The 15,241-nt window shown below is 37.1% G+C and carries 13 protein-coding genes and 1 pseudogene; 9 read left to right on the plus strand and 5 right to left on the minus strand.

Annotated features, from left to right (window positions below; genetic code table 11):
- Positions 1-248 precede the first annotated feature (248 nt).
- From H4J46_RS09025 to H4J46_RS09045, 5 genes are all read left to right on the plus strand, one after another.
- Positions 249-3,521 carry a TonB-dependent receptor gene (locus tag H4J46_RS09025; RefSeq protein WP_182233308.1) on the plus strand — a complete coding sequence of 1,091 codons (3,273 nt, stop codon included), beginning with the start codon at positions 249-251 and terminating at the stop codon, positions 3,519-3,521.
- A gap of 116 nt (positions 3,522-3,637) precedes the next feature.
- Entirely contained in the window at positions 3,638-5,191 is a 1,554-nt protein-coding gene (locus H4J46_RS09030; protein WP_182233177.1) for a tryptophan halogenase family protein, read from the plus strand.
- 47 nt (positions 5,192-5,238) lie between these two features.
- Positions 5,239-5,952, plus strand: a complete 714-nt coding sequence (locus H4J46_RS09035) for a SapC family protein (protein ID WP_182233178.1) — start codon at positions 5,239-5,241, stop codon at positions 5,950-5,952.
- Positions 5,953-5,986: 34 nt separating this feature from the next.
- Positions 5,987-6,697: a DUF6445 family protein gene (locus H4J46_RS09040; RefSeq protein WP_182233179.1), complete on the plus strand. Its 711-nt coding sequence runs from the start codon at positions 5,987-5,989 to the stop codon at positions 6,695-6,697.
- A 105-nt stretch (positions 6,698-6,802) separates the two neighbouring features.
- Positions 6,803-7,783, plus strand: coding sequence for a Gfo/Idh/MocA family protein (locus H4J46_RS09045; RefSeq protein ID WP_182233180.1), 981 nt, complete (start codon positions 6,803-6,805; stop codon positions 7,781-7,783).
- A 120-nt stretch (positions 7,784-7,903) separates the two neighbouring features.
- Here the strand turns inward: H4J46_RS09045 and H4J46_RS09050 are convergent, their stop codons facing one another.
- From H4J46_RS09050 to H4J46_RS17520, 4 genes and pseudogenes are all read right to left on the minus strand, one after another.
- A complete protein-coding gene (locus tag H4J46_RS09050) occupies positions 7,904-8,134 on the minus strand; it encodes a TIGR02922 family protein (RefSeq protein ID WP_259365761.1) in 231 nt (76 codons plus the stop codon).
- Positions 8,135-8,567: 433 nt separating this feature from the next.
- Complete coding sequence (locus tag H4J46_RS09055) at positions 8,568-9,287, minus strand: cytochrome b/b6 domain-containing protein (RefSeq protein WP_182233182.1); 720 nt, start codon at positions 9,285-9,287, stop codon at positions 8,568-8,570.
- A 12-nt stretch (positions 9,288-9,299) separates the two neighbouring features.
- On the minus strand, positions 9,300-9,620 hold the full coding sequence (locus H4J46_RS17235) for a DUF3240 family protein (protein ID WP_310650222.1): 321 nt from the start codon (positions 9,618-9,620) through the stop codon (positions 9,300-9,302).
- Positions 9,621-9,860: pseudogene (locus tag H4J46_RS17520) on the minus strand (efflux RND transporter permease subunit); the annotation flags it as partial.
- Between the two features lie 297 nt (positions 9,861-10,157).
- Here H4J46_RS17520 and H4J46_RS09065 point away from each other — a divergent pair.
- The 3 genes from H4J46_RS09065 (at position 10,158) to H4J46_RS09075 (ending at position 12,945) form a co-directional block, all read left to right on the plus strand.
- A complete protein-coding gene (locus H4J46_RS09065; RefSeq protein WP_182233183.1) occupies positions 10,158-10,649 on the plus strand; it encodes a LuxR C-terminal-related transcriptional regulator in 492 nt (163 codons plus the stop codon).
- Positions 10,650-11,177: 528 nt separating this feature from the next.
- Positions 11,178-12,209, plus strand: coding sequence for a CNNM domain-containing protein (locus H4J46_RS09070; RefSeq protein WP_182233184.1), 1,032 nt, complete (start codon positions 11,178-11,180; stop codon positions 12,207-12,209).
- Between the two features lie 199 nt (positions 12,210-12,408).
- Positions 12,409-12,945, plus strand: a complete 537-nt coding sequence (locus tag H4J46_RS09075) for a hypothetical protein (protein WP_182233185.1) — start codon at positions 12,409-12,411, stop codon at positions 12,943-12,945.
- A 75-nt stretch (positions 12,946-13,020) separates the two neighbouring features.
- Here H4J46_RS09075 and H4J46_RS09080 read toward each other — a convergent pair whose 3' ends face one another.
- A complete protein-coding gene (locus tag H4J46_RS09080; protein WP_182233186.1) occupies positions 13,021-14,169 on the minus strand; it encodes an iron-containing alcohol dehydrogenase in 1,149 nt (382 codons plus the stop codon).
- Between the two features lie 158 nt (positions 14,170-14,327).
- Between H4J46_RS09080 and H4J46_RS09085 the strand changes: the two genes are divergently transcribed.
- Positions 14,328-15,224 carry an AraC family transcriptional regulator gene (locus H4J46_RS09085; RefSeq protein WP_182233187.1) on the plus strand — a complete coding sequence of 299 codons (897 nt, stop codon included), beginning with the start codon at positions 14,328-14,330 and terminating at the stop codon, positions 15,222-15,224.
- The last annotated feature ends 17 nt before the right edge of the window (positions 15,225-15,241 follow it).

A 15,241-nucleotide genomic window follows, 5' to 3' on the forward strand; every position in this document is an offset into this window, starting at 1 on the left:
ACTCGCTGCTATTGAATCTATTCAGCGCTTGTAATTCAGCGTAGAGTTGAATATGGTCGATCAGATGTAATTTAGTTGTGACAAACAAAATATACACAGTAACGTTAAACAAGTCTAAAAATCATTGGGTGGCCGCTTGAATTATTAGTCTCTTTAAGTGTTTAGTGTGTATTTTTGTTTTATTCGACTTTCGTTTTTTGCCAATAAAAAGAACCATAAAAATTAAATAAGGCTTAAAAAAATTAATGATGGGTTTGCTCTCAAAAAATAATTTAACCATAATTTCTAAATCCTTATGGAGGAAAAAAATAGACCAGTCGTCTTTGTTTTATTTGTGGCGAAAATCTATACATGTGGGATATTGGAAAGTTAAAGTACATTTTTTCTGTATTGTTATGCTTTTTAGCCTACCTAGTTGGGTGCATGCCAAGGAAAAAATATCTTTCAATATCCCCAGACAAAGAGCTGACATATCGTTAATAAGTTTTGCTGAACAGGCCAATATAACATTACTTTTTCCGTTAAATAACATTGCGAATAAGCAAACAAATCGCGTTTCAGGTAGTTTTTCTATGATGGATGCGCTGATTAAATTACTTAGAAATAGCGGGCTTAAAACAGATATTAGCGAGAGTGGGCAGTTATCTATCTTAATAGATTCAAGATTTGAGAAAACAAACAACGGGACACATTATAAAAAAAATAAAGTAGCTAGTGCAGTATTAGCGGTTTTACCTTTAGTTGAAACAGCACCCTCAATTGCAGAAACAGAAAGTATAGCTAAAGAAGTAGAAATAATTGAAGTTCGGGGGATTCGGGGGGCATTAAGTCGTGCTATAGACACCAAACGTGAAGCAAGTGGTGTTGTAGATTCAGTTTCAGCAGAAGATATTGGTAAATTTCCAGACACTAACCTTGCAGAGTCACTGCAACGTATCTCAGGTGTTTCAATTGATCGTTCAGGCGGCGAAGGTCAAAAAATTACTGTCCGTGGTTTTGGTCCACAATTTAACACGGTATTAGTTAATAGTCGTCAACAAGCAACTGAAAGCGCAGGTCGCGACTTTAGTTTTGATACCATCGCGGCTGAAATGGTGAAAACGCTAGATGTGCATAAAACATCGACAGCAACCATGCAATCTGGTGGCATCGGTTCTACTATTAATATTGAAACAGCTAAACCTTTCGCTATTGGTGGCTTTAAGTTAGCGGGTAGCATTAAAGGTATTTACGATGGCAATAGTGGAGAGACCACACCACAAGCCTCTTTATTAATCAGTGATACCTTTAACGATGAAACTTTTGGTACTTTATTTGCTGTTTCTTATTTAGAGCGTGAAACACGTTTAAATAGAGCACAATCTGCTGGTTGGCGAGAAAATTCATCATTCACTCGTGGGACACCAAAAACAGTATCAGGAGATGATTACGTAGGTAACGTCTTTATTCCTCAAAACTTTGATTCTTTAGTTACTACTGAAAAACGTGAACGTACTAATGCTAATTTAGTTTTACAGTATGCGCCTGCGGATAACTTAATCGTTACTGCGGATGTTTTATATTCTGATTTTGATGTTAATTCTGATACTACATCTTATGGTCACTGGTTTACTTCTGATAACGCAGAAAACATTATTGTTGATGAAAATGGTACGGTTACTGAGATGTATCAACAAGTGGGTTTAGCAACTGATTTTCATGCGAAAAAGGGCGATCGTTTAACAGAGTCTACTTCATTTGGTCTTAATTTTGACTGGGATATTAATGATAACTTAAATATGCAGTTTGATATTAGTAACTCAAATGCAACACGCGCGGCTAACAATGGTCGAGGCGGTAGCTTAGCGCTGTTAGGCTATGCTAACCGTGTTCAATGGAATCTTGATGATAATATTTTGCCTTATTACTCAGACTTCGCAACAGCTAATGATTCAATATACAGTGGTCAGCAAGAAGGCGATGGTGTTAACCAAGACCCGACTAGTCCTGATTATGTTGCTCCTGCAGGTGTATCTGATTATTTAGATACAGCTAACAGCGGCGCACACGTGATGATCCGTGGTGGTGATGAAGTTGAAGACGATATTATGCAGTTTCGCTGGGACAGTGTTTGGGTGGCTGATGCTGACATAGGTTTTGCTAAAGCAAGATTTGGTGCTATGTTCTCGTCTGAAACTAAAACGGTAAATACCTGGAATAATGATGAAAGCGGCATTCATTGTACTTACTGCAACTATAAAGATTTTCCAGATATTAGCGCTTTCCTTCAGGAAGTATTTGATGCCGGTGATGACTTTTTAAGTAGTGTAAGTGGTAGTGGCCGTTCACCAACACAATGGTTAACTTTTGATGGTGAAGCCTTATTTGATTTCCTAGGTAATATTGAAGGCGTCGATTTTGACGCCGTTAAAACCAATAACTCTTTTGAAGTTGAAGAAGAAACAGCGTCTCTGTACTTAGAACTTGATTTTTATGGTGAAATAGCCAATATGTTTATTTCTAGTACAGCAGGTTTCCGCTATGAAACTACAGATGTTGTGGTGAGTGCTTCGCAAGCAAACCCTCAAAGTTTACGTATTCTGGATGCAACTGAAATGTTGGCGGCATACGGTGATACAACTAATTTTATGGAAAATAATAGTTACAGTGAAATTTTACCTAATTTCAGTGTTAAATTAGAAATAAATAAAGGCTTAATTGCTCGTGTAGCGGTTTCAAAAACCTTAACACGTCCTACCTTAAGTAGTTTAAGAGCTATCACTTCTCTGGAAACGACTCGTCAAGGTAACTTACAGTCGTCAAGTGGTAATTCAGGTTTAGTACCCTTTAGTTCTGATAACTTAGATTTGTCACTTGAGTGGTATTATGACGAAGCAAGCTATGTTTCTGCCGGTTATTTTAGAAAGCATGTTACTAACTTTATTACCAACACCAAGCTAGCAAAAACTTTTGTAACAGCTAATAGTAGTTTATTAACAGATCCGTCTACGGGTACTGATGTTAGTGCGCCTGATAGTGAAGATAGTGTGGCATTTTTTACTAATACGGCTCCTAGTAATAGTGAATCAGCAATAGTAGATGGTTGGGAAATTGCAGCCCAGCATACTTTTGGAGACACAGGTTTTGGTCTTTTAGCGAACGCAACACTTGTTGATAGTGATGCTGAACTTGATAATACCGACATTACACAAGTATTTGCGGTTACCGGTTTAAGTGACTCAGCTAACTTAGTAGCTTTTTATGAAAATGGTCCATTACAAGCACGTATCGCTTACAACTGGCGTGACACTTTCTTGCAAAGCCTTAGCCAAGGTGGCGGTGATGGTGTGACATACGTTGAAGATTACGCACAGTGGGATGCTAGTGCTAGTTTTGATGTCACTGAAAAAATCACCGTGTTTGTTGAGGGTATTAACTTAACTGAAGAATACACTCATAGCCGTGGTCGTTTCTCTAATCAAATACTCGACGTTGTTGATAGTGGCCGTCGTATTTCATTAGGCGTACGCGGTAGTTTCTAAGCTTAGTAATTTATAATCTTAGTTATGCATAAAGACTTTTACTTCCTCTAGAAGTAAAAGTCTACTTCACTACTCTCTTACTACACGAGAGCTAAAATAACATTAGCAGATTAGTTATGAATAAATTGACCAAAAAAGTTGTTGTTGTGGGTGGCGGAATAGCGGGCTGGCTTACCGCTGGGCGTTTAGCCGCAAAACATAAAAGTAATACGGAACAAGGTTTAATTGTGGTTTTAGTTGAGTCTCTTAATATCGCTGCTATTGGCGTTGGAGAGGGAACTTGGCCCACTATGCGCAGTACGCTGAGTGCTTTAGGTATCAGTGAAACAGATTTTATTCGTGAATGTGATGCCAGTTTTAAGCAAGGCGCAAAATTTGCTAAATGGGTTGATGGCAGTGAAGATGATTTTTATTATCATCCCTTAGTGCTTCCACAAGGATTTTCACAAGGTGACTTAGCGGCGCATTGGTTGGCAAAGCAAGGCCAAGCAGGGACTAAATCATTTTCTGAAGACGTTTGTTTTCAAGAGTCGGTTTGTGAAAATGGCTTAGCGCCTAAAACGATTAGAACGCCTGAATTTGCGGCAGTTGCTAATTATGCCTATCACCTAGATTCTGTAAAGTTTTCAGTGTTTTTACAAAAACACTGTACAGAAAAGCTTGGGGTTACTCATATTATTGATAACGTTACGGGTGTTAATTCAGCCCCAAACGGTGATATTGCATCAGTGAGCACTGACAATAATGCGGATGTTACCGGTGATCTATTTGTTGATTGCACCGGTTTCTCCTCGCTGCTTTTAGGTCAACATTATCAAGTGCCATTTAAGAGCTGTAGTGACGTATTATTTATTGATACCGCGTTAGCGGTACAAGTGCCCTATGATGATGCTGATTCGCCAATTGCCTCTCATACTGTTTCAACTGGCCAAGAAGCGGGTTGGATATGGGATATTGGCTTACAACATCGCCGCGGTGTTGGTTATGTATATTCGAGTAAATATTCATCTGAAGAGCAGGCCAGGGAAGTATTAGCCAAGTATATTGGTGATAAATTTTCATCATTAACGGTACGAAAAATTCCAATTGTCAGTGGTCATAGAGAAAAAATGTGGCAAAACAATTGTGTGGCGGTAGGCTTGTCGGCAGGGTTTTTAGAGCCATTAGAAGCATCTGCTTTGGTCATGATAGAATTGTCAGCACAAATGATCAGTGAACAATTGCCGCAGTCTCGTGACATTATGGACATAGCCGCCAAGCGCTTTAATGAAACATTTCTTTATCGATGGGGGAAAATCATCGACTTTCTTAAGTTACATTACATTTTAAGTAAAAGAACAGATAACGCTTTTTGGACCGATAACCGCAATCCTCACTCTATTCCTGACAGTTTAAAAGAAGTGATGGCGCTTTGGCAATATCGAGCACCCGCGGATCATGACTTTACCAGTAATAATGAAGTTTTTCCTGCAGCAAGTTATCAGTATGTTTTATATGGTATGGGTTTTAAAAGCGATTATAGCCAAAATACTTATGCACTCGATAATATTGATTTTGCACAACATCATTTTGCGCAAAATAAAAAACTCACTGACAAAGCGGTATCGACACTACCGAAAAACCGTGAATTAATTAATAAAATTATTGAATTTGGTTTTAACCGAATTTAACCGAATTTAGCCGAATGTAAGTCATCAGCTAACAAGAGAAATTATACATGGCTAGTTTAGTTGTAGTAGACAATAAAAAGCATTTAAACACTAAAGTAGATCTCAACAAAGTTGAGCACCATGGTGCTAATTTACCTCTGATTCCAGTTGTTTTAGCCGAGTTTATTCATTTAGCGGTGCAATATCCGATTGTACTGACTAAAAATGGCGACACAGGACAGTTTGTATTTTCTGCGATGTTAGGCTTTGAGGAAAATGAAAACTTATTTTGGCAGCAGGCACAATGGCAAGGACTTTATGTGCCATTGCAAATAAGGCGGCAACCATTTTTTGTTGATACGAGCGATGAAAAACATCATAACGAACTTGCTGTTTGTTTGAATATCGATAGTCCCGCGGTATCAGAAGAAATCGGACAGGCACTTTTTGATGAAAAAGGTGATGAATCTAGCTACTTTAAAACTGTTAAAGCAAATCTGTCGCAACTACTGCTGGGTGAAAAAGAAAATACAGTCTTAATAGCGACCCTCACGTCAATGGCATTAATTAAGCCCATGTCGTTAGACATTACTTTTATGAATCAAAGCGCCACTAAATTAGCCGGTTTATATACCATTGACGAAGTAAAACTCGCAACATTAAACAATGAACAAATTTTATCTTTACATCAAAGTGGCTTATTGTCTGCTATACATACAATGATGATATCTTTAGGGCAAATTCATACACTAATTGATTTAAAAAATAAGTCTCTAAGTTAATCACTAGAGATTTAGCAAGAGTAAAAATTATTCGATGTTAGATTTTACACTAAATGACAACCCTAGCTTAACCAAGCTGACGATAGGTAAAGAAAATATCCCCTTGTTGATTATTGATGGTTTTGCGAACAAACCTGATGATTTAATTTCCTGCGCGGGTGATGGCTCATTATTTAGAGCCGATCAACAAAACTTCTATCCGGGCAAACGTTTTTTAGCACCAGCCATATATAGTGAACAAATTTGTAAAAAATACTTATCACTATTTAAATCATATTTTGGTTTTGATACCGCTACTATTGCTACAGCATTAATGTCTGCATTTGCTGTTTCAGATAGAGCTCCTGAGCATTTAAAGCCGATACAAATGCTGCCGCATTTTGATACGGCCAATATTAATCAATTGGCGGTAGTACATTACTTATGTGAGCCCAAGCATGGTGGAACTTCTTTTTATCGACACCGGGCTAGTGCTTATGAGCGCATAACATCAGCGCGTTTAGTCAGTTATGGTCAGCAACTAAAAAAGGAGGCTATTGCGCATCAGTTACATAAAAACCCCTGCTACGTGAACTCAGATAACCGCCTGTTTGAGCAATTTCATTCAGTTGCTGCAGGTATGAATAGAGCCGTGATCTATCCCAGTATGGCCTTACACTCAGGTGACATTAATCCGATATTAGGTTTGTCTTCAGATCCTCAAATAGGCAGGCTAACTATTGGTAGTTTCATTTATGTTGAATAATTTAAAGAAAGTATTTTCTAGCTGTAGGTCGTTGTGCTATCTCTAGGGCGATTAGATACATAAGAAACTCCTTTTTCTGTCACTTTTTATATTGAGAAATAGTCAATGAAGTCATTGAAAAATAGAAATATACGCTGGGGAATTATTGGTTTAGGTAATATAGCCAATAAGTTTGCGACAGATTTGTTAACCGTAGAAGGTGCTGAACTTTATGCGGTTGCATCAAGAACACAGCAAAAATCCGATGACTTTGCCAAAAAATATCAAGCAATTAAAGCCTACGGTAGTTATGAAGCGTTAGTAAACGATGAAAACATTGATGCTATTTATATAGCAACGCCACACTCTTTACATCAAGAAAATACGCTGTTGTGTTTAGAGCAGGGCAAAGCTGTATTATGTGAAAAACCTTTTGCTATGAATATTGATGAAGTGAATAGTATGATTGCTGCTGCCACTAAACATAATACTCTGTTGATGGAAGGACTTTGGACCTATTTTCTGCCCCATTATAACTTTGTCTTAGCAGAGCTGAGTCGCAAAACTTATGGCAATCTTCTGAGAATTGAAGCTGATTTTGGTTTTATTAAGGTCTTCAATGAAGAGTCTCGGCTTTTTAAAAAATCGCTAGGAGGAGGCAGTCTTTTAGATATTGGCATTTATCCTATTTTTGCTGCACTTTCAACACTTGGCGTGCCAAAGACCATAACAGCCAAGGCAAGTTTTTTTGAGAATGGCGCTGACTCTTCCTGCATTATGGTATTTAATTACCATAATGCAGTAGCAACACTAACGTCAACACTATTGGAGCCTACCCCCAGTGAAGCTATTTTTTATTGCGAGCAAGGCATTATTAAAATTAACAGTGGCTTTCATAGTCCTTCAACGGTGACCTTAATTAACGATAACAATGAAGAATCGGTATTTTTTGACTGTAAAACCCATGGCTATAATTATCAAATTAGCCATTTTAATGAACTATTACGCCAAGGAAGCAAAGAAAGTCATATCATGACATTTAATTTTAGTCGCCAACTGATAACAACCTTAGATAAGGTTAGAGCCATTATTGATTTGAACTATTGATGTGAAATATTACTACCTAAAGCGGTTGCCTAGCTGTTAATTATTTTTTAATAATGAAAGCAGGTATAGACTGATTATTGAAAAATTTAATATGGCTTAGCTGTCGATAAAGCTTAAATGCTAAAAGTTATTATCTTCGATCCCAAGTGACATAATTCTATCACCGATTTTGTTTATGATAGTTATCTCACCAAGGCAGACAGCTAATATAGACTTATTCTGTTTGAACTCCTGTGGGATAATAACCCTGCCAGATTGATTTTTAGGATAGCTTTTAATTTCATGCTTTAATTCTAAGCTGTCTTCTTGGTAATAAATAATAGTGACGGTAGTTAAATTTTTAGTCTCCAATTTGAGCTCCATTAAAGTAATTATTAGTGGCTAACATGCTTAAACTATCGTCTATTAAACATAGGTTGTCCAACTATATTAAGATAGTAGCACTTTGATATTCTGTTAAAATTGAATCAATATACTTAGTTAGGTGCACAAAGTGAAACTGCTGTAGTATTTATCTGAGCAGGTTATTAGCGTGATGTGGCCTTGACTTATTACTACTCTGGCCCAAGGGCGCTATTTTTTATTAACATCCCTCATCCCTCATCTAACATTAATATGGTCAGGTCAATATAAGCTTTATTTAGCCGGTTTATTGAGGAGTTCATCTGTTTGCTAATGTGGATTAAAGTTTTTTATTCAAACAGCTGATCAACACCACCTGCTAGTGTGGTGTTTAGGATTTTTCTCATATTTAATTAGCTTTAGTTGAAATAATAATTAAGCTTTAATGCTCATCAGTCTTATTATTGGGCAGGTATTTATAACCGTTGATCATGGCAGAAACAAGAGCGCTTTTTTCCCGTCTTTCAGCAATAATTACCCCAATAATATGCAGTGGAATAAGTAATAGCAGACAGTAAAAAGCATAAACATGAGCGGTAATAAAAGGTTTTCTAAAATCTCTCATCACTTGATAAGCGGCTGCATCGATGTTTTCTTTTGAATAAGGTGTTATCGCTGCTATCTTGTCTTTATTGAGGGCAATACTTTCAGCAAAATATTGCCCAAAGGGGGGGTAGTAAATGTCGGTGCCGGCGATAACAAGACCTGAAATCATTTGTACGGTCATAACGGATAACAGTGCTAGTACCATCAATTTACCTGCAGGGCTATGGCCTTTGTAAACTAACTTTTTACTTTGTGTAAATGCAATTAATTCAGCTTTGAAGCCTTTTTTAAAAGGTAGAATTTTATGCCACCGCTCATAACCTTTACCAACAAAAGCTATGATTAATCGAAAAATCAAGTTACTCGCAAAAACATATCCCACCAACACATGTATGGTTTTTAATAACACTTTACCTTCGGTATTAAGGCCAAATATTTTGCCATTTAATATTACTGTGCCTATCACAATGAGTAACAAAATTGCGATAACATTTATCCAATGAAAAAACCTTATTTTACGACTCCAGACGAAAACTTGTTGCCTATTAATATTCATATTATTTCTCTTTTATTGCTGTGGTATCAAAAATGACTTGATTGTAAAACAGGGGTGATCAAGCATTTTAAACTTTCTGATTGGCTTAAGTATGGTCTTAAGTATGGTCTTAAGTTTTTCTAGGTCTTTAAAAAACATAAGAACTTCAAATTTATAAAACGCTCGATAGCTTTCAACCTGTTTAGCAATATCGAATTGGCTATGTTCTTTACTATAGCGGTTTATTTTTTTTAAATTAAACCCAGATATGTTTAAAAAAGTGATCAACTTTTCTACAAGGTCATCCTTTAACCCTTTGGGTGCATTCAAAGTAAACAATATATGTTCAGACATTTTTTTCTCCAACCAGCAGTAAAAATGGGTAATAGATACAAGGTGGTCACTGTTGATGTTATCAAGCTGCCAATAACCACGATAGTTAAAGGCTTTTAATTTCAGCACCGGGTCCAGTGGTAAAAAGCCAAACATTGCCGTTGTTGCGGTCATTAACACCGGTCTTAGTCTGCGTTTTGCACCATCAATAATACGCTGAACTAAACTATCTGAAAATTATTTGGTTTGTTTAAAATAACTCGTGTTACTTACGACTCAATCTCTAAAGCATTCATTCCCAGTAATTTAAGAACAATTTTAACTTGTCTGGGTGATATTTATGGAAACGCATCAACAGGTGTCCTTAACCAGGCTCTAGCACCAATAAATAGCGTAAAGGCAAAAAACATACAGACAATTAAACGTTGTAAGGTAATTATTGCTGTTATTATATTAATGGTCATTAGACATAGGTCGAATCTTACTTAATTTAAGCTTATTCTTCGTGATGGTACATTTGTCTGTTGTGTGTTCAACTAATTGATATAAAGAGATTTTATGAAGGATAAAGTGATAGTGTTAACTTTAGTTATAATAATGCTATTAAATTTTTTTGACGTGATCACTGATATTTCTTTAGGTGTACCTATGTGGCATATTTTCTCAGAAAGTCTTGTTGTGATAGTTTCTGGTTTTGGTGCGCTTTTTTTAGTTAAAGACATACGTTCTCGCACATTAAATACCCTTAGGTTAAAACAAGAGTTAGTCTTTTCAGATGACAAATTGAGAAATATTTCTCAAGAAATGAAAAATGCCCGCCATGCCTATAGTCATGTTATTTATAGCCAGTTTGAACAATGGCACTTAACACTTAGTGAGCAAGAAATTGCCATGTTGCTACTTAAAGGGCTAAGCTTCAAAGAAATAAGTAGTATTCGAAATACCAAAGACAAAACGGTTCGACAGCAAGCCTCTGTGATATATAGCAAAGCCAATGTAGAAGGGCGGCATGAGTTTGCAGCTTGGTTTTTAGAAGATTTTATGGCGTAAATAAAGCGCTTTTACTTTAAATAAGTATGGCTCATCGATTTTAACACTCAAAAATTTTAATGACACAGCGCAATATATTGCGCTGTGTCATGCAGACAAGTGATAAAAATTCATTTCTTGTCCTTTAAATTATCATTCATTAGCTTGAGAAACCAACCAGTAAGCCTTAACAGTTTTAAGATTAAATGCGTTGGGGGTTTCTGGCGCTTTGTTTTCAATGGCAACACCAGGTTGTTATTTATAGCCACTTTGTTGGCGAATAATTTTACATAAAGTTTAGTTGTTTGCTGTAAATTTTTAATATGATTTCAAAAAATGTACTATTTATATTGGTGTAAAATTAATACAGCGAGTTACCGTTAAAAAATTAAAATCCATTAGGGCAATAAATTTGACACTGCTTTGTTTAATTAATCACCTCAATCCCCACTAATACCCTTAAGCTAAGTACTCAGATCAAGTGCTTTGCCTACATTGTGATATGCTATTTAATAGTGAAATTTAATATTATAGATTTGGAATGACTACGTGACTTTACTGTTTATTTATTTGGCAATTGCGATTGGGGTGTCATTTTTATGTTCAATACTTGAGGCGGTATTATTATCGATAACGCCAAGTTTTGTTGAGCAAATGCAAACAAAAAAACCTAAGCATGGTGCGGTGCTAGCAAAAGTTAAAACGCACTTAGAAGAGTCACTTGCCAGTATATTAATTCTTAATACTTTTGCACATACCATGGGGGCGGCAGGTGTTGGCGCACAGGCTATCGGTATATTTGGTGAAAAGTGGGAAACCATGATTGCAGTGCTGTTAACACTAGTAATTTTGTATTTTTCAGAAATTATTCCTAAAACGTTAGGGGCAACATTTTGGCGCCGTTTGGCTATACCTTCTGCCTTTGTTATCACTTGGTTGGTGAAAATTGTTTACCCATTGGTTTGGCTATCAACTCGGTTAACCCGCTCATTCAAGCGGGGTAAAGCCAATGAAATTACCCGAGAAGAAATTATAGCCTTAGCGTCATTAGGCTACAAAGATGGCAGTTTGTTCTCGCAAGAAAACGAATATTTATCAAATATACTAAATTTTCGAGAATTACGCTCTGGCGATGTATTTACGCCACGCACGGTAGTGCACATGCTACATCAAGACATAACAGTTACTGCGGCGCTAAATCATGAACAAACACGGCAATTTTCCCGCATACCCGTTTACGGTAAAACCATTGATGATATTACCGGTAAAGTGATTAAGGGGGATTTGTACGAAGCTGAACGTAACGGGCATGGTAATGAGCCAATTAGCAACTTTGTGGTTAAGTTAGCTGCGGTATCTGAAAAGTTACCAGTTCAGCAGTTGTTAGATATGTTTATTAAAAATCAGATACATATCTACTCAGTTGAAGATGAGTTCGGTCAAACCTCAGGGATTGTTACTTTAGAGGACGCTATTGAAAGCTTACTCGGTCGTGAAATTGTTGATGAAAGCGATGCGGTAACTGATATGCAAGCACTGGCGCGTGATAAATATCGTGAGCGATTAAGAGGGCTTAAGTAGCATAATGCTTTGTAATGGTACTAAACTTTGTTGTGTTCCTCGATTAACCCGACAATAAAATCTCTGATTATTTCCACCAGTTTATTGGCACTTTTTGACTATTTTTGCTATTAAATGTCATCTACTTATTGGTTTATGGTATGAACCAAAATAAAAGCGATGACGTATTGTTTTTTAACAGATTAACCAGGAGCATAACATGCGAATAACAAGCTATTTTTTAGCACTATTTTTGCTAACAGGTTGTAGCACACAATATCCCAATAAAGATATTACCGGACAAATATTTCCAACCGTAGTGGGTCAAACCTTAGAAAAAAAATCATTAACCATTCCAAGTGATTTTACTGACGACTTAACCTTACTTTTAATTGGCTATGTGCAAAATTCACAATTTGATATTGATCGTTGGTTAATTGCTTTAGATGTAACCGATACTCAGGTAAAAGTTTACGAAGTACCGACTATTCAAGGGTTATTTCCACAAATGTTTAGTACCTTTATTGATAATGGTATGCGATCTGGCATTCCAAAACCTTTATGGCAAGGGGTGGTGACGATTTATGATGACGGTGAACAAGTTCAGGCTTTTACCGGCAATGAAAACATTTCTAATGCCCGTGTGGTGTTGCTAAATAATAAAGGCGAAATATTGTATTTTTATGATCAAGGTTTTGCGGTAGATGCGCTAAATAAGATCAGAGGTGTGTTATCAAACCAGCCGTTAAGTAAATAGCGGCCATACTAAGCGAGTATTGAAAAATTATACTCGCTTAGTTTTTTTGTTGAGTGTTACTTATTTTACAGACTATTACTCAACCGCTAACTGCAATATTTCACGACTTTGCGTTAAGGTAATTGCTTGGTGTTCACCTAGCGCTGTCATCTTGTGTACTTCAAGCTGTGCGATGATCTTATCAATAGCGCCAGCTTTATCATCACCGTGTTCAGTTAATTGGGTAGCAACATTTAAGCTGTGGTAGAAGGCTTCAATAGCAACAATTGTCCGTTCAGCTAAATCATCACCAGCAGCTAAGGCAAAAACATTATTACCTAGCTGTTCTAACTTAGCTTTTTTAACCGTCAGTTGGTTGCGCAATAATGAGGGTTGTACAATCGCTAGCGAGCGTGCGTGATCAACGCCGTACAGTGCGGTCATTTCATGGCCAATCATATGTGTTGCCCAGTCTTGTGGTACACCGGCACCAATCAAACCGTTAAGCGCTTGATTTGCTGTCCACATGAGGTTTTCACGCCATTGTAGTGTTTCATGTTGGTCGTATTGTTTAGCCAAAGTTAGCAAGTTTTTAAGTAAGGCTTCTGCGTAACCGTCTTGTACCATAGCACCCGTTGGCATAGTTAAATATTGCTCACAGGTATGTACCCAAGCATCAACCAAACCATTAATTAATTGACGTTCTGGTAATGTTTTCATCGCATCGGCATCAAGCACAGCAAACTTTGGCTGCACGGCTGGTGAGGAGAATGGTAGTTTATCTTGAGTTTCTGCGCGGGTAATAACTGATCCCGAATTAGACTCTGAGCCCGTAGCAGGTAAGGTCAGTACAGCACCAATGGCAATAGCTTTAGTAACGGTATGCTTACCTAATAAAATGTCCCAGCCTGCACCGTCATAGCATGCAGCGGCAGCAACATATTTCGCACCATCGATCACTGAACCGCCACCAACCGCTAGTATAAAATCAACTTTTTCAGCTTTAACTAGGGCGACAGCCTTATCTAAATTCTCCATCGTTGGATTAGGCTCAACACCGGAAAACTCTATCCAAGTATGCTGGCTTAAAGCATTTTGTACTTGTTGATAAACACCATTTTTTTTGATTGAGCCACCACCGTAAATAACCAGCACTTTACTAGTGCTTAGAATAGCGTCAGTTACACTGGCAATTTTACCTTGGCCAAAATAGATCTGAGTTGGGTTAACGTATGAAAATTCCATGGGATACCTCATTTAATATTTTTCGAATAAAAAGCATAGTAGCTTTTGTTGTATTGCATATTACTGTAATAAATATTGTGTAAATAGGCGTTTTTATCGATAATCATTGCCTATTTGTATAAATATGATGATAAGCATGTTTATTTTTTGAGTAAATTATGAAAAATTTAGCACAACTAATGCAGTCTTTTGCGCATTTAAAATCATTGAACACATTAAATGGGGGCTATCAAACACTGATTCCGGGCGTAAAATTTTATCGTGCTAGTGCCGGTAGTGATCGAGAACCATTACTTTATCAATCAGGCATTATTGTCATCGGGCAAGGGCGTAAAAATATTTATATTGCAGATAATTGTGTGCAATATGGCTCAGGTGACTATTTAGTATTAGGTGTGCCAATGCCGTTAGAATGTGAAGCGTTTTCTGATCATGGCTTGCCTATTTTAGGGTTAATTATTGATGTTGACTCGCATATATTACATAAACTAGTTAACCAAATTAATGAACAAAATACGTTAGGTAATCTAACAACACCGAGTCATAAAACGCTATTAGATTTTGGTGTTAAATCAAATAGTTTAGATGATAATTTCAATAGTGCGACTACTCGGTTAATCAAAGTATTACACCATGATGTTGAAGCAAAAATTCTGGGGCCGGCGATTGTTGAAGAAATTGTCTACCGAGCCTTGGTGGGTGATAATGGCCACATATTATTTGATTTAGCTCGTCATGATGGTCATTATGCTAGGATTGCTCGCGTGCTTGATACGCTGCACACAGAATATGCCGAGGTAATATCGGTTGAGCACTTAGCTAATCAAGCACATATGAGCGTTTCAGGTTTTCATCGCGCTTTTCGTCAAGTTACCAGCGAAACACCATTGCAATATTTAAAAAAAATACGTCTAAACAAAGCCAAAGATCTGATTGTCACAGAAGGTAAACAGGCAACAGAGGCAGCAATGTTGGTAGGTTATACTAGCCCGTCACAATTTAGCCGCGAATTTAAGCGCCACTTTAATGCCACACCCAGAACCATAGATAGTTGATTGTGGCTCAGCTATGT

The sequence above is a fragment of the Colwellia sp. MB02u-6 genome, from assembly GCF_014077095.1.
Lineage (GTDB): Bacteria > Pseudomonadota > Gammaproteobacteria > Enterobacterales > Alteromonadaceae > Cognaticolwellia.

Excerpts from the sequence above, each read along its gene's own strand:
- H4J46_RS09085 (WP_182233187.1), top strand. The coding sequence starts at position 14,328 with ATGAAAAATTTAGCACAACTAATGCAGTCTTTTGCGCATTTAAAATCA.
- H4J46_RS09030 (WP_182233177.1), top strand. The coding sequence starts at position 3,638 with ATGAATAAATTGACCAAAAAAGTTGTTGTTGTGGGTGGCGGAATAGCG.
- H4J46_RS09075 (WP_182233185.1), top strand. The coding sequence starts at position 12,409 with ATGCGAATAACAAGCTATTTTTTAGCACTATTTTTGCTAACAGGTTGT.
- H4J46_RS17235 (WP_310650222.1), bottom strand. The coding sequence starts at position 9,620 with ATGTCTGAACATATATTGTTTACTTTGAATGCACCCAAAGGGTTAAAG.
- H4J46_RS09040 (WP_182233179.1), top strand. The coding sequence starts at position 5,987 with ATGTTAGATTTTACACTAAATGACAACCCTAGCTTAACCAAGCTGACG.
- H4J46_RS09045 (WP_182233180.1), top strand. The coding sequence starts at position 6,803 with ATGAAGTCATTGAAAAATAGAAATATACGCTGGGGAATTATTGGTTTA.
- H4J46_RS09080 (WP_182233186.1), bottom strand. The coding sequence starts at position 14,169 with ATGGAATTTTCATACGTTAACCCAACTCAGATCTATTTTGGCCAAGGT.
- H4J46_RS09035 (WP_182233178.1), top strand. The coding sequence starts at position 5,239 with ATGGCTAGTTTAGTTGTAGTAGACAATAAAAAGCATTTAAACACTAAA.
- H4J46_RS09055 (WP_182233182.1), bottom strand. The coding sequence starts at position 9,287 with ATGAATATTAATAGGCAACAAGTTTTCGTCTGGAGTCGTAAAATAAGG.
- H4J46_RS09065 (WP_182233183.1), top strand. The coding sequence starts at position 10,158 with ATGAAGGATAAAGTGATAGTGTTAACTTTAGTTATAATAATGCTATTA.
- H4J46_RS09025 (WP_182233308.1), top strand. The coding sequence starts at position 249 with ATGGGTTTGCTCTCAAAAAATAATTTAACCATAATTTCTAAATCCTTA.